The organism is Bradyrhizobium sp. LB14.3 (assembly GCF_040547985.1).
In the GTDB taxonomy this organism is placed as follows: Bacteria; Pseudomonadota; Alphaproteobacteria; order Rhizobiales; family Xanthobacteraceae; genus Bradyrhizobium.
Window position 1 is genome coordinate 105747 of sequence record NZ_JBEPQT010000018.1, and the last position, 23403, is coordinate 129149.

Consider the following 23403-nt stretch of genomic DNA (forward strand, 5'->3'; position numbering starts at 1 on the left):
TCAATGCCCGCTCAGCACCAGCGTCTGGATCGGCAACAGCAGGGCCTGAATCCGCAACAGCATGGCGTGCACAAGTCCGGTTGCATCGACGACATGCAAGCCGAAGCTCTTGAACGAGCCGAGTTTCCCCGACGAGATCAATTCGTGATTGCTGGTGTAGGCGTTGGCGACACAACTGCTGCCGGGCGTCACGCCCTCCAGCCCGCCCTTGTAGATCGGCTCCATGAAAACGAGAATGGTGCCGGGCCGCACGACCTGCTGCGCCTCGACCAATTGTTCACCGCCCCTGAACTGGCCGGCCGCGATGTAGTCCTGCACACCGGTAATCACCATCGGGATGATCGTCCACGGCTTGGAAATGCAGGTGGCCTCGGCCACCATTCCGATCTTCAAGACCTGAGCCTCGATCTGCCCAAACCCTGCCATGAGAGCACGCCGTCCTGCACCCTGCGGGATCAGGACGCCGGCCGTGCGCATATTTGGCGTAACGATGTCACCTGGCTTCAGTCCAAATTGCTCTACCCGCCCGTCGACGCCGGCCCGAATGAAGGTTTTGTCCAGATCGACCTGCGCTTCGGCCAATGCGGCCTCGGCGCTTGCCTTCTCCGCCGGTAGCAGAGCGCTCAGCCGCGTTGTCGCGGATTGCTTGGAAGCGGTCGCCGCGTCTAGAGTGCCCTGGCGACCCGCAACGGCCACACCGAGCTTTTCGATGTCGCGCTGCGGAACGATTCCGGGGTTGCGCTTCTGCAATTCAGTCTTGGTATCGAGTTCGTCCTGAGCCTGCTGCAGCGAACCCTTTGCCTCCTGAAGCTGGCCTTCCGCCTTCATGACATCGGCCTGCGCGGCCAGCATGGCGGCGTCGATTTCGGCGATCTTGCGCTTGGCCGTCAGGAGCGACGCTTCCTGCTTGGCGCTGTCCAGCCTGAAAATCACCTCGCCTTGCTTGACGTCCGCACTGACGTCGACATGAACCTCGGCAACCCGGCCGTTGACTTCGGTCATGATCGGGACAGTCCGATAGAACAACGTCGCCGACGACGTCGACGGATGAAAATAGAAGATCATCGTGATGAGCGAGACCGTAAGCATCAGGCAGGCGATGATGCCAAATCGCAGCTCGAACCAGACCGAATAGAGCGTGATTTCGTACCCGATGCGCTTTCCCTGCCGATAACGGCGATAGAGATAGTCCGGAAATATCGTCAGGAGGGAACAGAGAAGCAGCTCAAGCATGGCTGGCCACTTCGCTCTTGGCGCTCTCGGCCTTGGCATTGCTTCCTGCGGAAGGCTGCGCGGCAACGGTTTCACCTGGCGGCTCGGTCGGATCCTGCCCGGGCGCGACGCCGGCCATCTTCTCGACCGACCCGGCAATCTTGCGTAGCGGCGTGCTGAAGTCCGGCAGATCGATCATGGCGAGGAACAGGCCGATCACCCAGAACAGGTGGTTATGCGTGAACAGCGCCAGCAGCCCCAGCACGGCCACGATTTCAAACTGGAATTTCTGCGACTTGTGAGCCATCCGCTCCGGCATCGTATGCAGGTGCAAATAGAGATTCCCGACCGCGAGAACGGCGCCAATCAGGACAATGCCGACGATGACCATCAGGACGTCGGTTTCTCCAGGCGCGGTGATGAAGGAAGGCAGGTGATGGGGGGCCGCGGGATGTAGCAATTCACTCACGCGCCTCTCCCTGAAATTGCATTGGGCGCTGGTCGTCCCGACTTCATTCTTTCACATTGCGGGAACTTGGCAAGCGCAAAGCCGGCATTGTGCGTCGAGGCGCGCAACGGTGGTGTCGGAATCCTTGACCTCGCGGCCGCCTGCTTGGTGAACGGCTCGCATGCTCGAGCTGGAGTTTGATGTGGCGGAACTACGAAAGTCGGACATCCGATACTTCCGTCAGGTCGGCGCGTCGGATGGCGCGCGCTGCTTGAGCAGCCGGGCACAGACGAAACCCAGCACCACCATGATCACGGCGCTCGCGAACAGGGTCGGCATCTTGCCGCCATGCTGGAGACCAAGGCCGTAGGCGAGCGGCCCGACCGTCTGCCCCATGAAGAAGAAGAACGAATGCAGCGACAGCGCGGTGGCACGCGCCTCGACCGAGAGCTCGCTGGCGAACATCTGGAGGCAGCCATGGGCGATGTAGAAGCCCCAGCCCATGACGATGAGATTGAGCGCCTGCACTTCCCAGCGTGGGCCGAAGGCAAGGACAACGAGCTGCGAGGCCACCAGCGTCATGCCTGCGATCATCATTCCCTTCATGCCCAGCCATGGCAGCAGGCGCGACACTGTCAGCGTGTAGAACAAGCCGCCGACCGCAAAGCCCGCGATGACAATGCCCGCGATCGAGAGCGAGGTCTGGCCGAGTTCGAACAGGAACGAAGCGAGGTAGGGAAACAGGCCGAGCACGCAGCAGCCTTCGATGAACACCGCCGAATAGCAGACATAGGCGTTCGGATTGGTGAAGATGGTGCGATAGCCGGCCTTCAGCGCCGACAGGCTGGTCTTCGGCGGATGCTTGACCTTGGCGCCGCGAAAACCGGCGGCGACCGCGACCGATGCAACGATCACGAGCACGCCGAGCACCGCCAGCACGCCGCGCCAGCCGAGGAAGTCGCCGATCAGGCCGGAGGCCGAGGCGCCGAGGAGATTGCCGGTCATCACGCCGGCGAGCGTGCGGCTGATCGCGACCTGGCGTTTCTCCGGACCGACGAGATCGCTGGTTAGGCTGAGCGCCACCGGAAACACGCCGCCGGAGCCGATGCCGGCGAGGATACGGGTCGCGAAAAGAACCGAGAACGAGCTCGAGAGCGCGCCCAGGATGTTGGCAAGGCCGAGCAGCGCGAGACAGCCGATCATCAGCCGCGTCTTGCCGAACAGATCGGCGGCGGCGCCGACGATCGGCTGGATGATCGAGAAAGTGAAGGCGAACACCGCGGCAAATCCGGCTGCGGTCGCGATGCTGACGCCAAAATCCTCGGCGACGTGCGGCAGCACCGGGTCGAGCGCACGCGCGGAGAGCGCTGCGGCGAAGCTTGCACCGGAGATGACGTAGAGCGCGGCCGGCAGGCCGTGATCGTGCGGCCGCGCCTCGCCTTGCTGCATCAGCGCGGGCCGGTTCTGACAGATTCCTTGGCGAGCGCGTCGAACGCCATCAGCTTGCGGATCAACTCTTCGAACTCGCGCAGCGGCACCATGTTAGGTCCGTCGGACGGCGCGCTATCAGGGTCGGGATGGGTCTCGATGAAGACGCCGGCAACACCGACAGCGACAGCCGCGCGTGCGAGCACCGGCACGAATTCGCGCTCGCCTCCGGAGGACGTCCCCTTCCCGCCCGGCTGCTGCACCGAATGAGTCGCATCGAAGATCACGGGCGCGCCGGTGGTACGCGCAAGAATCGGCAACGCGCGCATATCGGAGACCAGCGTGTTGTAGCCGAAGGACGCACCGCGTTCGGTGACGAGCACGTTCGGATTGTTCGCGCTCGTGATCTTGGACACGACATTGGCCATGTCCCAAGGCGCCAGGAACTGGCCCTTCTTGACGTTGACGACCTTGCCGGTCGCGGCGGCCGCCAGCAGCAGATCGGTCTGCCGGCACAGGAAGGCGGGAATCTGCAACACGTCCACCGCCTGCGCCACTTCGGCGCACTGCGCCGCGTCATGCACGTCGGTCAGGACCGGCAGGCCGAGCGACGATCGGATTTCGGCAAAGATCGGCAGCGACTGCGTCAGCCCAAGACCCCGCGCAGCCGACGCGCTGGTGCGATTGGCCTTGTCGAACGAGGTCTTGTAGACGAGGCCGATCTTCAGCCGCGCGGCGATCTCCTTTAGCGCGGAGGCCACCTCCAGCGCATGCTGCCGGCTTTCGAGCTGGCACGGCCCGGCAATGATCGAGATCGGCAGATCATTGCCGAATTGGACCGTGCCAATGGTGACGACCGGCGCCGCTGACGTCGAAGAGCTCAAGGCAAATCCCTCGTTTCGGCGCGACCATAGCCGCGATGAAGGGCGGATCAACCCCATTCGGCCCGGGCTCCCAGAATATCAGGGTTGCGCCCGGGCTCCCCACGATGCCCTCGCGGGCGGCCGCTACTTCACCGCCGAGAAGGCGGTCGGCGCCATGATCTGGCTGATGATGTTGCCGACGATCTGGCCGTCCGCCTCGCTCTCGGCGCGCGCTTTCATCCAGTCCGGATCGGTCATGAAGCCGGCCCACTTCTTCTCGCGCTCGGCAAGCGAGTCCCAGGCCAGAAAATAGGTCAGCTCCTGGTTGGATTCACCGATCAGCGTCGTGAAGAACCCGGCCTGCTTGATGCCGTGCTTTTCCCACAGCTTCAGCGTGACGGTCTCGAACCGCTTGAGCAGTGCCGGCAGGCGGCCGGGCACGCAGCGATAGATGCGCATTTCGTAGATCATTTGTTATCCTCCCTGACATTTCCCGTGATCTATAGCGGCTGCGTCTGAGACTGTCTTGTAGCTGGGCACACATGCCTCCCCTGCGAGCGATTGACTGCAAGGTCCGGGCTCTGGCAGTCGAAGGTCGACGCCGCGTTGCGCAAGTGCACGCCGATGAACCTGGGTGATCCTCATATTCGGCGATCTTCGGCAGCACGACAACCACGAACTCGGGTTGCCGCCAAATCCGGGCCTATGCTCATCCCCGGGTGACGTGAGCGGCAACACAAACCCAGACGCCCCCTCGACGTGCCCAACTGTCGGTATATCGTCCGAGGCTGGCCGACCCATCGGCTCTGGTATAGGTCGTCCGTGCATGGATAATCGCCATATCACCCATGATCCGGATCCGCTCGTCCTCGTATCCCAAATTCGATATGGTTGCCGGCTTCGCGATTTGTTCAATGAACCCGGCACGATCAACCACTGATCCGTCAGGGTTGCTGTTGAGGAAGTCATCGCTCAGATGTTGGCGGAACCAATCGACATCCTTCAAGGCAACCGAGCGCATATAGCCCGCATTGAGATGCTTTAGTTCGTTCATATCCCTTGCGGACGCCGACCGATCTTCCAGGTCGCATTTAATCGCAACACAATCGACCTCCACATCAAATTCACCCGGCCAGGAGGGCACCGTCAGAAATATGCGCGCAGGTGGCGAAACGGGGAAATAGCGTTGGTAGACGTCATTGAACGCATCGAAATTTGAGCTATCAGGCGTGCAGTAGACATTGCATTTCACGACCTCCTGCAACGACGAGCCGGCAACCTCCAGGCAAAGTTTCATTTGGTCGAGCACGATCTCGGTTTGCTGCACGAACGGCAATCGCTTGACCTCACCGGTGACCGGATCAAATGGCGGGAGGCCTGAGACATAAACCGTCTCACCGGCAACAATGACGGGACAGATCGGTCCCTTCCGCCGTCGCTCCAAATACGTGGAAATGGGTTCAACTCTGATGGATTCGCGTTTCACGGCCGCCTCCTGCAAGACATATCGATCAAGTGGACTCAACACTTCCCATGCTGTCGCATCCGACGCGCTCATTGTCTCCGGTCGTGAGTTTGGTGCATGCCGAACTCACGTCGCTTGTTGATCCGATGCGGACGATGGTAGAGGAGGCTATGGTTGCAGCGGCGAATATGGTCGAGGTTGCAGCGCTCGTTGGCGATACGGCGCGCGCGACCATGTTGTCAGCCCTCATGGGTGGACAATCCTTGACCGGAAGTGAGCTGGCGTTTCTCGCGCGAATTTCGCGACCGACGGCCAGCGAGCACTTGTCCAAGATGGTCGACGCCCGGCTTATCTCGGTAACCAGGAAGCGCAGCTACCGGTACTACCGTATTTCCTCACCACTGGTCGCCAGCATGCTTGAGAGCATCAAGTTGGTGGCTGCTCTCGAGGTTCCTCAGCGATATCAACCTCGATCCGCGCGTGACTCTGCGCTGCGGTTCGGTCGGACCTGCTACGATCATTTGGCGGGTCGATTGGGCGTTGCGATTGCGGACTCTTTGGTCGCCAGCGGCTGCATCGTTCTGGGTGAAGATGGTGGAGATGTCACCGATGCCGGCGCAAAGATACTGACAGAATTTGGCGTCGACCTGAGTCGAAAGCGCCAAAACAAGCGCATCTTTTGCAAGCCGTGCCTCGACTGGAGCGAGCGCCGATATCACATCGCCGGCCATGTCGGAGCCGAGATCCAACGATGCTGCATGGAGCTGAATTGGCTGATTCGAGTGAATGATACACGGGCTGTGCAATTGACAACTGCTGGCCAGACCGGGCTTCGCGACACGTTTGGCTTGGATAAGTTGGATCTTCAGATCGACCCGCCGAACGTCAGGGTTGGAGTGTGAGCACCCTGCTCCGCTGAACCCAAGACTAGCCGTTGGCATTCCGGGCGAGAACGGGTCAATCGTTCCGCATGACAGTTGCTAGACGAGACGCGACTGCACCATCGCCGCCTGGATGAAGGAGGCGAAGAGAGGATGCGGCTCGAACGGCCGCGACTTCAGCTCGGGGTGGAACTGGACGCCGATGAACCAGGGGTGATCCTCGTATTCGACAATCTCCGGCAAGATGCCATCGGGCGACAGGCCGGAGAATTTCAGCCCGTGCTGCTCGAGGCGGTCCTTGTAGGCGGTGTTGACCTCGTAGCGGTGGCGGTGGCGCTCGGAAATCTCGGTCGCGCCGTCATAGACCTGCGAGACCCGGCTGCCGCGGTTGAGCGCGGCCGGATAGGCCCCGAGCCGCATCGTGCCGCCGAGATCGCCGGCGTTGGAACGCTTCTCGAGCTCGTTGCCGCGCAGCCATTCCGTCATCAGGCCGACGAGCGGCTCCTTGGTCGGGCCGAACTCGGTGGAGTTGGCGTCCTCGATGCCGACGAGGTTTCGTGCGGCCTCGATCACCGCCATCTGCATGCCGAAGCAGATGCCGAAATAGGGCACGCGGCGCTCGCGCGCGAACTGCGCCGCACGGATCTTGCCTTCGGCGCCGCGCTGGCCGAAGCCGCCGGGCACCAGAATGCCGTTGACGTGTTCGAGGAACGGCGCCGGATCTTCCTTCTCGAAGATCTCGCTCTCGATCCAGTCGAGATTGACCTTCACCTTGTTGGCGATGCCGCCATGCGAGAGCGCCTCGATCAGCGACTTATAGGCATCTTTCATGCCGGTATATTTGCCGACGATGGCGATGGTGACGTCGCCTTCGGGATTGCGGATGCGCTCGTTGATCTGCTGCCAGCTCCGCAGCTCCGGCGGAATCCGCGAGCCGATGCCGAAGGCGGCGAGCACTTCGTCGTCGAGGCCTGCGGCATGATAGGCCTGAGGGACGGCGTAGATGCTGTCGGCGTCGCGCGCCTCGATGACGGCGCTCTCGCGCACGTTACAGAACAGCCCGAGCTTGCGCCGCTCCTCCTTCGGGATCTCGCGATCGGTACGGCAGAGCAGGATGTCCGGCTGGATGCCGATCGAGCGCAACTCCTTGACTGAGTGCTGCGTCGGCTTCGTCTTCAACTCACCGGCGCTCGGAATGTAAGGCAGCAGCGTCAGATGAATGTAGATGGCGTGATCGCGCGGCAGTTCGTTCTTGAGCTGGCGGATCGCCTCGAAGAACGGCAGGCCCTCGATGTCGCCGACGGTGCCGCCGATCTCGACCAGCACAAAGTCGTAATCGTCGTTGCCGTGGAGGACGAAGTCCTTGATGGCGTTGGTGACATGCGGAACCACCTGGATGGTCGCGCCGAGATAATCGCCGCGGCGCTCCTTGGTGATGATGTCCTGGTAGATGCGCCCGGTCGTGATGTTGTCGGCCTTGGTCGCAGGCCGTCCGGTGAAGCGCTCATAGTGACCGAGATCGAGATCGGTTTCCGCGCCGTCATCGGTCACGAACACTTCGCCGTGCTGATACGGCGACATCGTTCCGGGATCGAGATTGAGATAGGGGTCGAGCTTGCGGAGGCGGACCTTGTAGCCTCGGGCTTGCAACAGGGCACCGAGTGCCGCTGAAGCCAGACCTTTGCCGAGCGAAGAAACCACGCCGCCGGTGATGAATATGTACCGCGCCATGGGGCTTAACCTCTAATCCCTCGAATTCGATTCGCCAAAGCGATTCGTATTCCGCCCCAAAGATTCTGCGGGCCTGTGGGCGAGCCAAAAACTAAGAGTGGTGACAGAGCCTTGATGGGGATTGTTGATGCAGGACGGTAGAAGCCGCCCTGCATGGCCCCCCTGCTTTATTGCGAACGCGGTACCTGCGGGCCGCTCGGTGCCGGAGCCTGCTGCTGCTCATCCGCCTTCTTCAGCGAATCCAGGATACCGCCCGAGGTCGGCGGCGCGATCGGCCCGCCGCCGGCCGGCTGGCTCTGCGACGCCGGTGTACCGATGATCGACGAAGGCGCACGGTCGTAGCCCGCGTGCCAGGACAGGAACAGGCTGGTCAGGAAGAAGCCTGCGGCCAAGATCGCGGTGGTCCGCGACAGGAGGTTCGCGGTGCCGCGGCTCGACATGAAGCCTGCGCCACCTCCCATGCCGAGGCCGCCGCCTTCCGACTTCTGGAGCAGCACGGCGCCGATCATGACGCTGACGATCATGAGGTGAATGACGATGACAACGGTCTGCATAGTGTCCTTCCGTCACAAGCCGACAGCGCCGAGAGGCGGCCGATCGTGCTTCGCGGGTTTTCCTGAAGTTGCGCGGTGTTACACGATCGGAAGGGGCATTGCCACCCCCGATCGGCCGGGTCCTAAGGTTTGGAATTAGCCAGGGGCAGCCCTTAGTTGGAACAGCCTTTAATTGGGACAGCCTTTAATTGGGACAGCCTTGGGCGATCGCAAGGAAATCGGCCGCCTTCAGGCTGGCCCCGCCGACCAGCGCGCCATTGACGTTCTTCACCGCCATCAGCTCGGCCGCATTCGAGGGCTTGACCGAGCCGCCATAGAGGATGCGCATTTTAGCGCCGTCGGCTCTGAACCTGGAGGTCAGGAATTCCCGAATAAAGCCATGAATCTGCTCGACATCCTGGGCCGTTGGGGTCAGGCCGGTGCCGATCGCCCAGACCGGCTCATAGGCCACGACCAGATTGGCGGCGGTGGAGCCGTCGGGCAGCGAGCCGTTGAGCTGGCCGCGCAGGATGTCCAGGGTCTGGCCGGCATCGCGCTGGCCCTGCGTCTCGCCGATGCAGACGATCGCCGTCACCCCCGCGCGCCAGACAGCCTCGGCCTTCTGCCGGATCAGGGCATCGCCCTCACCGTGGTCGGCGCGGCGCTCGGAATGGCCGACAATGATGGCGGTCGCGCCCGCATCCACCAGCATTTCGGCGGCGATGTCGCCGGTATGGGCGCCGGACGCCTTGGGATGGCAATCCTGGGCCCCGACTGCGACCTTCTTGCCGCGCGCCTTCTCGGCAAAGGCTGCGATCAGGGTCGCCGGCGGGCAAACCAGCAGATCAGCCTTGCCGGCCACCTCTGCCGCACCATTAAGCATGGCGTCGAATTCGGCAGTCGAGCCCTTCAGCCCGTTCATTTTCCAGTTGCCGGCGATCAGCGGTCGAATGGCGTCGGTCATGTCAATTTCCAGCAAAATGAGGTTTGCGCATGCGCTAGCAGAGGTCCCGTGGCAGTTCCAGAGACCAGGGGCTTTTAACCGCAGGGATCGAAAGCATGCTGGACCTGAGGTTGCGGGGGGAAAGCCGCCACTTTATGATGATCTATCAATTTGGTGACGCGCTTTTGCGGAATCTGCATTAAGACGCGCTCCCGTTCCCCTCCTGCCAAACAAGTTGGACCAAATGCTTCGAGGAATGCGCAAGGCCTCATCAAACTGGCTCGGCAAGACCATTATGGCCATCGTGATGGGCGTGTTGATCATCAGTTTCGGCGTTTGGGGCATCGCCGACATCTTCAAGGGCTTCGGCCAATCCACGGTGGCCAAGGTCGGCGGCACCGAGATTTCGCTGAACGAGTTCCGCCAGACCTATACCGACCGCCTGCAACAGATCAGCCGCCAGTTCGGCCGTCCGCTGTCGCCTGAGCAGGCGCGCGCCTTCGGCCTCGACCGTCAGGTGCTCCAGCAGACGATCGCGGAAGCCGCCCTCGACGAAGAGGCGCGTCGGCTCGGGCTCGGCCAGTCCGACGACCAGATCCGCCAGGTCATCATGAACGACCCGAACTTCAAGGGCGTCGGCGGCAGCTTCGATCCGAACCGCTTCCAGGCCGTGATCCGCAATGTCGGCTATACCGAGCAGCGCTACGTCTCCGAGCAGCGCAAGGTCTCGCTGCGCCGGCAGATCACCGGTACGATTGGTGCCGGCCTCGAGCCGCCAAAGACGATGCTCGACGTGCTGACGCGCTTCCAGAACGAGCAGCGCGCCATTGAATTCGTCAGGCTCGACGCAGCCCAGGCAGGCACTATCGACGCGCCCTCGCCCGAGGCGCTCGCCGCCTATTTCGAGGATCACAAGGTCCAGTTCCGCGCGCCCGAATATCGCAAGATCGCGTTCGTCGTGGTCTCGCCGGAGGAGATCGGCAAGTGGAGCGAGGTGTCGGACGAGGACGCCAAGAAAGTGTTCGACCAGCGCAAGGACCGGCTCGGCACGCCTGAGAAGCGCCAGATCCAACAGATCGTATTCCCCAATGCCGCCGAGGCGCAGGCCGCACGCGAGCGGCTCACCAGCGGGACGTCGTTCGAGGACCTCGGCAAGGAGCGCGGACTGAGCGCATCCGACGTCGATCTCGGGCTCGTGACCAAATCCACGCTCGATCCCGCGGTTGGAGACGCCGTCTTCGCGCTTCCCGCCGGTGAAATCAGCCAGCCGATCCAGGGCCGTCTCGGCACGTCGATCGTCAAGGTCGACAAGATCGAGCCGGGCAATGAGGCGAACTATGCGAGCGTCGCCGTCGACATCAAGCGCGAGATCGCCACCGAACGTGCGCGCGTCAAGGTCGCCGATCTCCGCGACAAGATGGAAGACGAGCGCGGCGGAGGTGCCAGCGTGATCGACGCGGCGCAGAAGCTCGGCCTCACCGCCGTGACCATCGACGCCGTCGACCGTTCCGGCCGCACCCCGAACGGCCAGCCGGTCTCCAACATCCCACAGGGCCTCGACGTGGTGTCGCAGGCCTTCAACACCGATGTCGGTGTCGACAATGACTCGATCTCGTTCAAGGGCGGCTATGTCTGGTACGACGTGGTTGCCATCACGCCCTCGCGCGACCGCAATCTCGACGAGGTTCGCGACCAGGTCGAGGCGCGCTGGCGGCAGGACCAGATCGCGACCAAGCTGAAGGCCAAGGCGACCGAGATGGTGCAGAAGCTCGAATCCGGCGGCAAGCTCGCCGACGAAGCAGCCGCGATCGGCGCCAAGGTCGAGACCGCCACCGGCTTCAAGCGCGATGACTCGCCCGCCAGCGTGCCCGCAGCCGTCGTGGCGGCCGCCTTCCGCACCGCCAAGGACGGCGTCGGGCAGACGCCGGTGACCGGCGGCACCGAAGTGATCGTGTTCCGCGTCACCGACATCATCGATCCCACGGTCGACTCCGCCTCCGACGCGGTCAAGAAGCTGAAGGACAGCCTCGACCGCGCGCAGACCGAGGAGCAGATCGCTTCCTACGTCAACAGGCTCGAAACCGACATCGGCACCACCATTAATCAGGCCGCCTTCGCGCAGGTGACGGGCGCGAACCAGTAGAGCAGTTGAAAGCACGCGATGGACGACCTGAAATCGATCATTGGAAAAGTGGCGACCGGCGCCAGCCTGTCGCGTGATGAAGCGGCTTCCGCCTTCGACGCCATGATGTCCGGCGAGGCTACGCCCTCGCAAATGGGCGGCCTCCTGATGGCGCTGCGGGTACGCGGCGAGACCGTGGACGAGATCACCGGCGCGGTCTCGGCGATGCGTTCCAAGATGCTCACGGTCGACGCGCCCGCGGACGCCGTCGACATCGTCGGCACTGGCGGCGACGGCTCCGGCTCGGTCAATGTCTCGACCTGCGCCTCCTTCGTCGTTTCGGGCACAGGTCTGCCGGTGGCCAAGCACGGCAACCGCGCGCTGTCGTCGCGCTCGGGCGCCGCCGACGTGCTGGCATCGCTCGGGGTGAAGATCGATCTGAGGCCGGATCAGGTCAGCCGCTGCGTGCGCGAATGCGGCATCGGCTTCATGTTCGCCCCCGCCCATCATCCCGCCATGAAGAACGTCGGCCCGACCCGGGTGGAGCTCGCGACACGCACGATCTTCAATCTGCTCGGCCCCTTGTCCAATCCGGCCGGCGTGAAGCGGCAGATGGTTGGCGTGTTCTCCAGGCAATGGGTGCAACCGCTGGCGCAAGTGCTCAAGAACCTCGGCTCCGAATCCGCCTGGGTCGTGCACGGCTCCGATGGCCTCGACGAAATTACCCTCACCGGCCCGACCTTCGTCTCCGCGCTACACAATGGCGAGATCCGGAATTTCGAGGTGACGCCGGAAGACGCCGGCCTGCCGCGCTGCGAGGCCGGTGCACTCAAAGGCGGCGACGCCGACGCCAATGCGATCGCGCTCCAAAGCGTGCTCGACGGCAAGCCGAGCCCCTACCGTGATGTCGCGTTGATCAACGCGGCTGCCGCATTGGTCGTGGCCGGGCGTGCCAGGGACCTCAAGGAAGGCGTCGCGATCGGCGCAAAATCGCTCGACAGCGGCGCGGCGAGCGCGCGGCTGAAACATTTGATCGCGGTCTCGAACGGCTGAGCCTGACATGTCGGACATCCTGACCAAGATCGAAGCCTACAAGCGCGAGGAAATCGCAGCCGCCAAGTGCGCGCAGCCGCTGTCGGCTGTGGAGGCGCAAGCCAAGGCGCAAGCAGCACCGCGCGGCTTCGTGCGAGCAATCAAAGCCAAGCACGCCAGCGGCGACTACGCGCTGATCGCGGAGGTCAAGAAGGCCTCGCCGTCAAAGGGCCTGATCCGCGCCGATTTCGATCCGCCGCTGCTCGCCAGGGCCTATGAGGCCGGCGGCGCCGCCTGCCTGTCGGTGCTGACGGACACGCCCTCGTTCCAGGGCCATCTCGACTTCATGGTGGCCGCGCGCGCGGCAACTTCACTGCCGGTGCTGCGCAAGGATTTCATGTTCGACACCTATCAGGTGGCGGAGGCCCGCGCGCACGGCGCCGACTGTATTCTGATCATCATGGCGGCGCTCGATGATGCCGCGGCAAAGGACATCGAGGACGCCACCCTCGCCTACGGCATGGACGTGCTGATCGAGATTCACGACCGCGCCGAGTTGGACCGCGCGCTAAAACTGCGTTCGCCGATGATCGGCGTCAACAACCGCAATCTGCGTACCTTCGAGACCACGTTAGCGACCAGCGAGACCCTGGCGCCGCTGATCCCCGGCGACCGGCTGATGGTCGGCGAGAGCGGCATCTTCACGCCCGCCGATCTCGCCCGGCTCGCGCGCGTCGGCATCTCGACCTTCCTGGTCGGCGAGAGCCTGATGCGCCAAGCCGACGTCACCGCTGCGACGCGCACGCTGCTCGCACGCGAGACCGCGCGCGCCACAGGCACGCGCTGATGGCGCGTAAGCCCGCAAAGGCCAAACCGACGAAGACCGGCCCCGCCCTCACCCATATCGGCGCCTCCGGCGAGGCGCGGATGGTTGACGTGTCCGACAAGCCCGCGAGCGAGCGGCTCGCGGTCGCGGAAGGACGCGTCGTCATGACCAAGGCGACGCTCGACCTGATCGTCTCCGGCAACGCCAAGAAGGGCGACGTGCTCGGCACCGCCCGCATCGCCGGCATCATGGCCGCCAAGCGCACTTCGGAGCTGATCCCGCTCTGCCATCCGCTCGCGCTGTCAAAGGTGACGGTCGACATCGAGCCCGACGCAAAGCTGCCGGGTTGCCTCGTCCGCGCCAGCGTGAAGGTCACGGGCCCGACCGGCGTCGAGATGGAGGCGCTCACCGCCGTGTCGGTCGCCTGCCTCACCATCTACGACATGATCAAGGCGGTCGAGCGCGGCGTGCGCATCGAGGGCATCCACCTGGTCGAGAAGCTCGGCGGCAAGTCCGGCCATTACCGCGCCTGATTGCCGCTGATCTATTTCGCCTCGCGTTGCCGCTCGCGATAGGCGCGCGTCTTCATCCGATTGCCGCACAGCGTCGACATGCACCACCGCCGCGTCGATGGTTTCGACCGGTCGAAGAACACCCGGCGGCATTCCTCCGAGGCGCACATCTTCAGCCGGTCCAGCGTTCCCACAAGCGTTGCGTTGTGCAGCTCGATAGCGATAGTCGACAGGCCGGCGAGCGCATCCGCGCGCATCGCCGATAATACTGCGCCGCAGCCAACCCGCGCCTCCACCCGCAACGGAAACGCCGCGAGCGCGTCACCGAGCGCGCCGAGAACCTCCTTGTTCCGGCGCCGCTCGGCTGGGTCGCATTGCAGATAGGCGCGTAGCGCTTCGCGCAGCCGCAGCGCGGTAGCGAACATCGCGGGCGTGATGCGTCCGCCGCCGCCGAGGACGCGCTCCTGCATCCAGTCCGCGATCTGCTTCATCCCGGCAATTTCGTCGCTCTGCGGGTGCTCCACACCGAAATGCGTGAAGTGGCGAACATCGAGCGTGTTGGCGAAATCGTAGACGTTCGCCAGCGCGTCGGGAACCTGGAATTTGCGTGACTCTTTCGACATCAGGACACCACAGGAACTAAAACACCAGTAAAACATATTTACCGGTTGACAGCAATAGACACCTGTATTTTATCTATACCGGTGTCGATTACTCGTTGAGACCGAGCGTCATTGCGATGACAAAAAATGGAGAACGCCGTGGCCGAAGCCCTGCACTATCTCGAACTCACCGAGCTTGCTGCACGCCTCAAGGCGCGCGAAATCTCCGCGCTGGATGTGACGCGCGCGCAACTCGACCGTATCGACGCCCTGGACCGTGAACTCGGCAGCTACGTTCACGTGATGGCGGAAACGGCTATCGACGAGGCGAAAGCCGCGGATGCCGAAATCGCAAATGGCCAGTACCGGGGCCCGCTGCATGGCGTACCGATTGCGCTGAAGGATCTGTTTTGGACCAAGGGCATTCCGACGGCGACCGGCACTACGCTTCATCGCGATTTTCGTCCCGGTGAAGATGCGACCGTCGCGCGCAGGCTCAGGGATGCAGGCGCCGTGGTGCTCGGCAAGTTGCAGCTCACCGAGGGCGCCTATTCCGATCACCATCCGTTGGCGACGCCACCGCGAAATCCATGGAATCCGGATTACTGGCCGGGTATTTCATCCAGCGGCTCGGCGGTTGCGACGGCCGTCGGACTTTGCTTCGGCTCGCTCGGCTCCGACACCGGCGGCTCGATCCGCTGGCCCTCCGCCGCCAACGGCCTGACCGGGCTGAAACCGAGCTGGGGCCGCGTCAGCCGCCACGGCACGTTCGAGCTGGCCGCGACGCTCGACCATATCGGACCAATCGGCCGCAGCGCTGTCGATGCCGGCGTGCTGCTTGGGGTCATCGCCGGACACGACCCGAACGACCCGACGTCGCTGCTCAATCCGGTGCCGGACTATCTTGCCGCGGCCGCACAGGACGTGCGGGGCTTGCGGATCGGCGTCGACGCTGCCTGGAACAGCGAGGACGTGGACGTTGCGACACAACACGTGTTGGCGGATGCCATTGATGCTTTCCGCGCGCTTGGCGCCTACACCGTCAACGTCAGATTTCCCGACGTAAGACAGGCGATCACCGACTGGACCCCTAATTGCGCGGTGGAAGCAGCGGTCGCGCACGAGGCGACCTATCCCGCCCGCAAGAACGAGTATGGTCCGATCCTCGCCTCGCTGCTCGAGGCTGGTCGCGCGCTCTCCGGTCTCGATTATCAGAAGATCCTGCTGCGGCGGCTGGCACTGCGCGGCCAGGTGACTGCGCTGTTCGAGACCATCGACCTGCTGCTGATCCCGGTACATCCTTTCGCGCCGTTGACGCTGACCATGATCCGGACGCTCGGCGAGCAGCCGGATCTGATTGCGAAGCTGCAGCGCTACACCTGCGCGTTCGACATGACCGGTCATCCCACGATCACGCTACCAGGTGGTGCATCGGCGGACGGACTGCCGATCGCGTTCCAGCTAGTCGCCGCCCATCTCGACGAGGCCACGCTGGTTCGCGCTGGCGCAACGTTCCAGCGTGTCACGTCCTGGCATCGTCGCCATCCTTCCCCCACCTCGCGGAGGCAGCATTGACCATTCCATTCAAGCCCGCTGGGCGAAGCATCTTCCACGGCTGGTTCGTCGTCGCGGGGGCATTTGCCGTCATGTTCGTCGGCTTTGGTTCTGTCTACACATTCAGCGCATTTCTCGAGCCGCTCCAGCGCGATTTCGGCGCCTCCCGCGGTTCAATCTCGCTGGTGTTCTCGATTGCGGGCTTTCTGTACTTCGCCCTCGGACTCGTCAGCGGCCCCCTCGCCGACCGGCTCGGTTCGCGTCCACTGGCCGTCGCGGGCATGATCCTGATGGCGGTTGGACTAGCGGCCGCGAGCGCTGCACGTTCCCTCGTGGAGGTCTATCTCGCCTACGGGCTCGGCGTCGGCCTCGGCGTCGGCTGCGCCTATGTTCCAGCAATCGGCGCGGTCCAACGCTGGTTCGTCAAGCGCCGCGGCTTTGCCTCTGGGCTCGCGGTGAGCGGCATCGGGCTCGGTACGCTGGCGATTCCGCCGCTCGCCTCATTGCTGATCGCATCGACGGGCTGGCGCGGCGCTTATCTGGTGCTGGGCGCGATCGCGCTGGTGCTAGGCGGCGGGATGTCGCTGCTCATCGAGAACGATCCGAAGAACCGCGGCCTCCGACCCGACGGCGATCCGCCTTGCGATTCGGCGGACGCAAACAACGCCGGCGGCGCCTCGGTGCGCGAGGCCGTCCGGTCGACGCGGTTTATCGCCCTTTATGTATCGTGTCTGGTCTGCTCGTTCGGCGCCTTCGTTCCATTCGTTCATCTCGTGCCTTACGCGCGCGACCACGGGGTCGCGGCGTCCTCTGCCGTGCTGCTGCTCGGCGTGATCGGGGCCGGCAGCACCGCGGGCCGCTTCTTCCTCGGCGCGGTCGCCGACCGGATGGGCCGCGACCGCTCTCTGATCATGGTCCTGATCGGAATGGCGTTCGCGATGGCGATCTGGGCCATTGCCGCTGATGTCTGGGCCCTCGCCGCCTTCGCCTTCATCTACGGCGTGTTCTACGGCGGCTGGGTCGCGGTGCTACCAGCGGTCGTGATGGACTATTTCGGCGGACTCAACGTCAGCGGCATCATCGGCGTTCTCTACACCAGCGTTGCCTTCGGGACGCTGGTCGGCCCGAGCGCTGCCGGCTTCGCCTATGATGCGAGCCACAGCTACGCGCTGCCGATCCTGATCAGCGCCGCCGCGAACATCGTCGCGGCGCTGATCGTTGTGGCGATCCTGGGGCGCCGCAGCACGCGGACGATCAACGCAATGAAGAGCTGATCGATCCGAACTTGATGTTCTGCACGCCTCCCGGCTTCGCGCATCGATCGTATTTGTGCGTGTCCATTCACGGCGCATTAACCCACCTTCCTAACTTCGCCTCCACCCCGTTCCCGTAAACCAACGGATGTTTCCGGGGCCGCGAATTGACCCTGGCGTGTGCATGACAACGATCGATCATGATGACGAGATTCGGCAGCCGCCTTTTTGACCATGCCTTCGTCCGCAGCGGACCGATCCGCTGGCTGGTGGTGGGCGGCATGTTGCTGATCGCGGCGATCGCTGTCGGCGCGACGCTGATGGCGCAGAATTTCCGCGAACGTGCGCTTCGCAATTCCGGCCGCGAGCTGGAAAACACCGTGCTGATGCTGGCCCATCATTTCGACCAGCAATTGCAGGATTTCGCCGTCATCCAGCAGGATTTCGTCGACCACGTTCGCGCCACCGGCATCACCAGTGCAGCGGACTATCGCAAACGCCTCTCCGGCCAGGACATCCACCGGATGCTGCGCTCGAAGATCGAGGCACTGCCCTACATGGGCGGCGTCAACATCATCGATGCCGAAGGCAATTTGATCAATTCGTCGACGGCATGGCCAGTCCCGAAATTGAACGTCGCCGATCGCGCCTATTTCCGGACCTTTCGATATGATCCCAATGCTCCCGACGTCCTGATCGAGCCACTGCACAGTCGCATCTCCGGAGCCTGGACCATCCTCATCGTGCGCAAGATCGTCGGACCGAACGGCGAATTCATGGGTGTGGTCGGACGCGGCATCGAGCCGGCAGGCTTCGAAAAATTCTTCGAGACCGTCGTGCTCGGCGAAGGCGCGAGGATCTCGATGCTGCATCGGGACGGCACGCTGCTGGCCCGATATCCCCATTCCGGCGAATTGATGGGACGAAATTTCAAGAACGGTCCGTTCGAGCACCAGAGGGTCTTCGGGCTCGATCACTTCGCCGGCCGCTTCATGAGTCCCGTCGACGGCGAGGACCGGCTGATCTCCTCGCGTGCCCTGCCCCACTTCCCGATCCTGATGATGGCTACCACGACGCGCGCGGCGGCACTGATGGACTGGCGCGAGCAGATCGGCATCCTGATCTCGGTCGCCGCCTCTTCCGCGCTCGCCATCGCGGGCGTCCTGATCGCGATCGTGCGCAAGCTCCTTGAGCAGCACCGCCTTTCGCGGGAACGGCTGACGCTGGAAAAGCAGCGTCTTGACCGCGCCGTCAACAACATGACCCAGGGCCTGCTGCTGTTCGACGCCTCGCAGCAGCTCGTGATCTGCAATCAGCGCTACATAGAGATGTACGGGCTGTCTGCCGAAATCGTGAGACCCGGCTGTAGCTTCCACGACATCATTGCGCACCGCAGCGCCACCGGCTCTTTCACCGGCGATGTGGACCCGTATATCGCACGGGTCCTGCGCGACATCCATATGCGCAATTCGATGGTGGTCGACACCTCCGACGGTCGCTCGATCCAGATCGTCAACGAACCGCTCACGGACGGCGGCTGGGTGGCGACACACGAGGACATCACGGAGCGCCGGCGCATCGAGGAGCGCATCACCCATCTCGCTCATTACGACGCGCTGACCGACCTGCCCAACCGCACCCTGTTCCACGAGCATCTGCGCGAGGAACTGGCTCTCGTCGCCGCGGGCGAACAACTCGCGGTGCACTATATCGACATCGACGAGTTCAAGGGCGTCAACGACGCGCTCGGGCATCTCGTCGGCGACGAACTCCTGAAGTCGGTCGCGCAGAGCCTCCGCCGGTGCGCAGGCCCGGCGGACTTCGTGGCGCGGCTTGGCGGCGACGAATTCGCCATCGTACAGAGCGCGGTGACGTCGCTGGATCAGGTCAACGAGCTCGTCGCGCGGCTGTTCGAGGCCATCCGCGCGCCGTTTGACTGCATGGGCCATCATCTTGCCACCGACGCCAGCATCGGCATCGCACTGGCACCCGACCACGGAACGGCGCTCGACCAGATCCTGAAGAACGCGGACATGGCGATGTACGCCGCCAAAGCCGCCGGACGCCGCACCTATCGCTTTTTCGAGCCGGAGATGGACGCCAAGGTCCACGAGCGGCGGCAGCTCGAGATCGATCTGCGCCACGCCATCGCCCATGGCGGCCTCGATGTCTATTACCAGCCCTGCCTCAGCCTGAAGGACGACCGCATCACTGGCTGCGAGGCGCTGGTGCGCTGGCGTCATCCCGAGCGCGGCATGGTCTCGCCGGCCGAGTTCATCCCGATCGCCGAGGACACCGGCCTGATCAACGAGATCGGGGAATGGGTGCTGGCGACCGCCTGCCGGGACGCCGCCAACTGGCCCGACGACATCCGCCTCGCCGTCAACGTCTCACCGGTGCAGTTCAAGAGCGGCACGCTGGCGCTGAAGATCATGGCGGCGCTCGCTGCCTCCAATTTGCCGGCGAGCCGGCTCGAGCTCGAGATCACCGAGGCGGTGCTGATCCGCGACGACGACACCGCGCTCGCGATCCTGCATCAACTCCGCGCCATCGGCGTGCGCATCGCGCTCGACGATTTCGGTACCGGCTACTCCTCCCTGAGCTATCTGCACCGCTTCCCGTTCGACAAGATCAAGATCGACCGCTGCTTCGTCAACGACATCGCCGGCCCCGACGGCTCCGCCAGCATCGTGCAGGCCGTCGTCAATCTCGCGGCCGCTCGCCGCATGACCACCACGGCCGAGGGCGTCGAGACCGAGGAGCAGCAGCGGCTGCTTCGCGCGCTCGGCTGCTCCGAGATGCAAGGCTATCTGTTCAGCGCCGCGAAGCCTGCCGACAAGGTGCTGGAGCTGTTCGCGCTCCATCGCAGCCGGCTCGCCCAGCGCGGTGGAAACGAGAGCCGACGCCGCGAAGCGGGCTAGAAACATCGACGGACAGCCAATTGGCGCGAGCGACCGCTTGGAATTCAAGACCATTTGGTCTATATATCGGAGATGCGCCGCCAAAGCCCAGTGCAGTTGCCCCGTGGCCGTCCCCGAAGTTTCGACACGGAAGCCGCTGTCGAACAGGCGATGGGCGTGTTCTGGTCGCGCGGCTATCACGCCACGGCGCTACCAGACCTGCTTCGAGCGACGAAGCTATCGCGTGGCAGCCTCTACGCCGCTTTCGGGGACAAGCACTCGCTGTTCTTGCGTTCACTTGATCGCTACGTCGCCGATGCCGTGACGCGGATGGACGTCGAACTCGACCCCCGCAGAGAGCCGGTCGACGGCCTGCGGGCCTACCTTGCCGGCTACGTTGAGCGAACGAGCGGTGCCAATGGTCGGCGCGGATGCCTGCTGGTGGCCACGGCCATGGAACTGGCCGGCCGTGACGCTGAAGTTGATCGCCGCATCGGGAGCTTTTTCAAGGCCATGGAGGCCAAGCTGGCTGATGCCCTGTCCCGCGCCAAGGCGGCGGGCAAATTGGCCGATGGCGTCGAGCCTTCCAGTGCCGCCCGAATTCTCGTCTGTTTCCTTTGGGGGCTACGCGTGGTCGCCAAAACGGCACCGACACGGATCACGTCGCAAGCCGCCGTTGACGCTCTTCTCGACCGCTTCATTAGGAAACAACCCATTTAGGTAAACAACCCATGGACGCCTCCGCTATTGGCGCGTCGATATCTAGACTGATCGGTCTTGAAAGGAAGAATGCCATGTCTGCCATCCAGATCGTCTGTGCGGTGGCCGTCCCCTTGCTCTGGGGTTATCAGTTCGTCGCCATCAAGGTAGGCGTTACGGAGTTTCCGCCTCTCTTCTTCCTCGCACTGCGCTTCCTGGCCATCGCGCTGTTGCTCGTTCCGTTCGTCAAACGGCCCACGCGTGCACAGTTCGGCCCCATCGTAGCTATTTCGATTTTCCTCGGTGGGCTGAACTTCGGGCTCTTCTATGTTGGCCTTGGGCTCGGCTCGGGAAGCATGTCGGCCGTCGCATATCAACTCGCGCCGCCCTTCACCGTCCTGTTGGCGTGGCCGCTGCTCGCGGAGAGGCCGTCTCTCACCACGTCCGCCGGAGTGGTGCTTGCATTTGTCGGCGTGGTCGTATTGGCGGCGGAGCCCGGCCTGTCGGCAAACGCGCTTCCCCTGCTGCTCGTGGTCGGGGCAGCCTTCGCATTCGCCATGTCCAACGTCTTGACGAAGCGCTACGGCCCTTTTGATCCCCTGATGTTGATGGGGTGGTCCTCGCTGCTCACGGTGCCGCAGGTCATGTTGATGTCGTTGCTCCTTGAACACGGACAACTCGCGAGCCTTGTCACGGCGGATGGACATGGTTGGCTGGCACTCGCCTACACGATTTTCATCGGAGGAATTGTCGGGTTTGGACTCTGGTTCTGGCTGATCGGGCGTTGCTCGATGGGTCGCGTCGCCCCTTTCGGTCTGCTACTTCCGGTGTTCGCCCTGATGTCGAGCGTGTTGTTTCTTGGCGAACACATGACCTCAAAGTTGATCATCGGCGGGCTGCTCGCGATGTCCGGCGTTGCCATGACGCAGTTGAGACCGAGCGCTTGACCGATGTGAACCTGGAGGTCGCGTCGTTGCAGCGTCCCAAACGAATTCGCCCGGGAGCGGTCATCCACTCCCGGGCGATCGATGTCTGGAATCGCGAGACTTAGTTCGGCACCGCAGCCTTCGGCGCAGGCTTGGCCGCGACAGCATTCGCGGTTTGGCCGTGCAGGAAGTCATAGGCCGTATGTAGCGCCTTGTCGTCCTTCTCTTCCGGCGGAACATAGGACTGTGATCCGGTCTGCTCCGTGCCATCGGCCGCCTGAAGATGGCCGCGCATCTGGGACTCCGCCATGGTGTCCATCCGGCCCTTCAGCTCAGGCGGCACGTCCTGGAGGATCTCGATGTCGGGCGCGATGCCCTGGGCCTGAATCGAGCGGCCCGACGGCGTGTAGTAGCGCGCCGTGGTCAGCGCCAGCGCACCATTGCGGGCACCGAGCGGAATGATGGTCTGCACCGAGCCTTTGCCGAACGAGCGCGTGCCGATGATGGTCGCGCGCTTGTGGTCATGCAGCGCGCCGGCCACGATCTCGGAGGCCGAAGCCGAGCCGCCGTTGACCAGAACCACGAGCGGCTTGCCCTTGGTGAGGTCGCCGCCGTGCGCGGTAAAGCGCTGAGTCTCTTCCGCATTGCGGCCGCGGGTCGAGACGACCTCGCCGCGCTGCAGAAACGCGCTCGACACCGACACGGCCTGGTCGAGCAATCCGCCCGGATTGTTGCGCAGGTCCATCACGTAGCCCACGAGCTTCTCCTGCGGGATGTCCTTGGAGATCGACGCGATTGCCTTCTTCAGGCCGTCGGTGGTCTGCTCGTTGAACGAGGAGACGCGGATATAGCCGATATCGCCGTTCTCGACGTGGAAGCGGACGGGGCGTACATGGATGATCTCGCGCTTGATCGCGACGTCGAGCGGGGCGTCGGCCCCCTTGCGCACGATCGTGAGCTTTGTCTGGGTGTCGACCGGGCCCTTCATCTTGTTGACGGCCTGCTCGAGTGTCATGCCCTGCACGGCATCGCCGTCGATCTTGCTGATGAGGTCGCCCGACATGATGCCGGCCTTGGACGCCGGCGTGTCGTCGATCGGCGAGACGACCTTGACGAGGCCCTCCTCCATCGTGACCTCGATGCCGAGCCCGCCGAACTCGCCGGAGGTGGTCTCCTGCATCTCGGTCCAGGCCTTGTCGTTCATGTAGCGCGAATGCGGATCGAGCGCGGTCACCATGCCGGTGATCGCGCCTTCGATCAGCTTGGCATTGTCGGGTTTCTCGACATAGCTCGCCTTCACCCGCTCGAATACTTCGCCGAACAAATTGAGCTGGGAATAGGCGTCATTCGCGCTCGCTGCCGCCCGTGCTGCCCATACGCCGCCGTGCGGACTGGCTACCAAAAGGGTCAGACACGCTCCGGTGAGCGCGCCCAAGGGGAACAGCAGGGTTTTCCGCATGGATAGACAGGCCT

Annotated in this window: 21 protein-coding genes and 1 pseudogene; 10 read left to right on the forward strand and 12 right to left on the reverse strand. The window is 63.6% G+C overall.

Going from position 1 to position 23403, the window contains the following annotated elements; all coding sequences use genetic code 11:
- The 7 genes and pseudogenes from ABIB00_RS27495 to ABIB00_RS27525 form a co-directional block, all read right to left on the reverse strand.
- Complete coding sequence (locus ABIB00_RS27495) at positions 1 to 1233, reverse strand: HlyD family secretion protein (RefSeq protein ID WP_354106514.1); 1233 nt, start codon at positions 1231 to 1233, stop codon at positions 1 to 3.
- Positions 1226 to 1681: a hypothetical protein gene (locus ABIB00_RS27500; RefSeq protein ID WP_354106515.1), complete on the reverse strand. Its 456-nt coding sequence runs from the start codon at positions 1679 to 1681 to the stop codon at positions 1226 to 1228. The genes ABIB00_RS27495 and ABIB00_RS27500 overlap by 8 nt, the downstream gene beginning before the upstream one ends.
- A 219-nt stretch (positions 1682 to 1900) precedes the next feature.
- Positions 1901 to 3109: an MFS transporter gene (locus ABIB00_RS27505; protein WP_354106516.1), complete on the reverse strand. Its 1209-nt coding sequence runs from the start codon at positions 3107 to 3109 to the stop codon at positions 1901 to 1903.
- Positions 3109 to 3972 (reverse strand): 3-deoxy-8-phosphooctulonate synthase, encoded by an 864-nt coding sequence (gene kdsA / locus ABIB00_RS27510; RefSeq protein WP_354106517.1) that lies wholly within the window; start codon positions 3970 to 3972, stop codon positions 3109 to 3111. Before kdsA ends, ABIB00_RS27505 begins: the two co-directional genes overlap by 1 nt.
- A gap of 123 nt (positions 3973 to 4095) precedes the next feature.
- Positions 4096 to 4422, reverse strand: a complete 327-nt coding sequence (locus tag ABIB00_RS27515) for an NIPSNAP family protein (RefSeq protein ID WP_247349208.1) — start codon at positions 4420 to 4422, stop codon at positions 4096 to 4098.
- A gap of 238 nt (positions 4423 to 4660) precedes the next feature.
- Entirely contained in the window at positions 4661 to 5005 is a 345-nt protein-coding gene (locus ABIB00_RS27520; RefSeq protein ID WP_247446651.1) for a nuclear transport factor 2 family protein, read from the reverse strand.
- A 39-nt stretch (positions 5006 to 5044) separates the two neighbouring features.
- Positions 5045 to 5437: pseudogene (locus tag ABIB00_RS27525) on the reverse strand (RidA family protein); the annotation flags it as partial.
- Between the two features lie 47 nt (positions 5438 to 5484).
- Here ABIB00_RS27525 and ABIB00_RS27530 point away from each other — a divergent pair.
- The gene (locus ABIB00_RS27530) at positions 5485 to 6318 is read left to right on the forward strand and encodes an ArsR/SmtB family transcription factor (RefSeq protein WP_354106518.1); all 834 of its coding nucleotides are present in this window, start codon (positions 5485 to 5487) and stop codon (positions 6316 to 6318) included.
- 78 nt (positions 6319 to 6396) lie between these two features.
- Here the strand turns inward: ABIB00_RS27530 and pyrG are convergent, their stop codons facing one another.
- The 3 genes from pyrG to tpiA form a co-directional block, all read right to left on the reverse strand.
- A complete protein-coding gene (gene pyrG, locus ABIB00_RS27535; protein WP_247349210.1) occupies positions 6397 to 8028 on the reverse strand; it encodes a CTP synthase in 1632 nt (543 codons plus the stop codon).
- 167 nt (positions 8029 to 8195) lie between these two features.
- On the reverse strand, positions 8196 to 8582 hold the full coding sequence (gene secG / locus ABIB00_RS27540; RefSeq protein ID WP_247349211.1) for a preprotein translocase subunit SecG: 387 nt from the start codon (positions 8580 to 8582) through the stop codon (positions 8196 to 8198).
- 184 nt (positions 8583 to 8766) lie between these two features.
- A complete protein-coding gene (gene tpiA, locus ABIB00_RS27545; protein WP_354106519.1) occupies positions 8767 to 9525 on the reverse strand; it encodes a triose-phosphate isomerase in 759 nt (252 codons plus the stop codon).
- Positions 9526 to 9748: 223 nt separating this feature from the next.
- Between tpiA and ABIB00_RS27550 the strand changes: the two genes are divergently transcribed.
- The 4 genes from ABIB00_RS27550 to moaC are packed head-to-tail and all read left to right on the forward strand — an operon-like array spanning position 9749 to position 14017.
- Positions 9749 to 11647 carry a peptidylprolyl isomerase gene (locus ABIB00_RS27550; RefSeq protein ID WP_354106520.1) on the forward strand — a complete coding sequence of 633 codons (1899 nt, stop codon included), beginning with the start codon at positions 9749 to 9751 and terminating at the stop codon, positions 11645 to 11647.
- A gap of 18 nt (positions 11648 to 11665) precedes the next feature.
- Positions 11666 to 12679 carry an anthranilate phosphoribosyltransferase gene (gene trpD, locus ABIB00_RS27555; RefSeq protein WP_247349214.1) on the forward strand — a complete coding sequence of 338 codons (1014 nt, stop codon included), beginning with the start codon at positions 11666 to 11668 and terminating at the stop codon, positions 12677 to 12679.
- A gap of 7 nt (positions 12680 to 12686) precedes the next feature.
- Complete coding sequence (trpC, locus tag ABIB00_RS27560; RefSeq protein ID WP_354106521.1) at positions 12687 to 13505, forward strand: indole-3-glycerol phosphate synthase TrpC; 819 nt, start codon at positions 12687 to 12689, stop codon at positions 13503 to 13505.
- Positions 13505 to 14017, forward strand: a complete 513-nt coding sequence (gene moaC, locus ABIB00_RS27565) for a cyclic pyranopterin monophosphate synthase MoaC (protein WP_354106522.1) — start codon at positions 13505 to 13507, stop codon at positions 14015 to 14017. The genes trpC and moaC overlap by 1 nt, the downstream gene beginning before the upstream one ends.
- A gap of 11 nt (positions 14018 to 14028) precedes the next feature.
- Here moaC and ABIB00_RS27570 read toward each other — a convergent pair whose 3' ends face one another.
- Positions 14029 to 14619 (reverse strand): CGNR zinc finger domain-containing protein, encoded by a 591-nt coding sequence (locus ABIB00_RS27570; RefSeq protein WP_354106523.1) that lies wholly within the window; start codon positions 14617 to 14619, stop codon positions 14029 to 14031.
- Between the two features lie 138 nt (positions 14620 to 14757).
- On the opposite strand from ABIB00_RS27570, the gene ABIB00_RS27575 reads away from it, so the two are divergent.
- From ABIB00_RS27575 to ABIB00_RS27595, 5 genes are all read left to right on the forward strand, one after another.
- Positions 14758 to 16173 (forward strand): amidase, encoded by a 1416-nt coding sequence (locus ABIB00_RS27575; protein ID WP_354106524.1) that lies wholly within the window; start codon positions 14758 to 14760, stop codon positions 16171 to 16173.
- Positions 16170 to 17426, forward strand: a complete 1257-nt coding sequence (locus ABIB00_RS27580; RefSeq protein ID WP_354106525.1) for an MFS transporter — start codon at positions 16170 to 16172, stop codon at positions 17424 to 17426. The genes ABIB00_RS27575 and ABIB00_RS27580 overlap by 4 nt, the downstream gene beginning before the upstream one ends.
- Positions 17427 to 17605: 179 nt before the next feature.
- Positions 17606 to 20326: a bifunctional diguanylate cyclase/phosphodiesterase gene (locus tag ABIB00_RS27585; RefSeq protein WP_354048001.1), complete on the forward strand. Its 2721-nt coding sequence runs from the start codon at positions 17606 to 17608 to the stop codon at positions 20324 to 20326.
- A gap of 150 nt (positions 20327 to 20476) precedes the next feature.
- Complete coding sequence (locus ABIB00_RS27590; RefSeq protein WP_354106526.1) at positions 20477 to 21025, forward strand: TetR/AcrR family transcriptional regulator; 549 nt, start codon at positions 20477 to 20479, stop codon at positions 21023 to 21025.
- 74 nt (positions 21026 to 21099) lie between these two features.
- Positions 21100 to 21951, forward strand: a complete 852-nt coding sequence (locus ABIB00_RS27595) for a DMT family transporter (RefSeq protein ID WP_354106527.1) — start codon at positions 21100 to 21102, stop codon at positions 21949 to 21951.
- Between the two features lie 100 nt (positions 21952 to 22051).
- Here the strand turns inward: ABIB00_RS27595 and ABIB00_RS27600 are convergent, their stop codons facing one another.
- Entirely contained in the window at positions 22052 to 23389 is a 1338-nt protein-coding gene (locus tag ABIB00_RS27600) for a S41 family peptidase (RefSeq protein WP_354106528.1), read from the reverse strand.
- Positions 23390 to 23403: the final 14 nt, after the last annotated feature.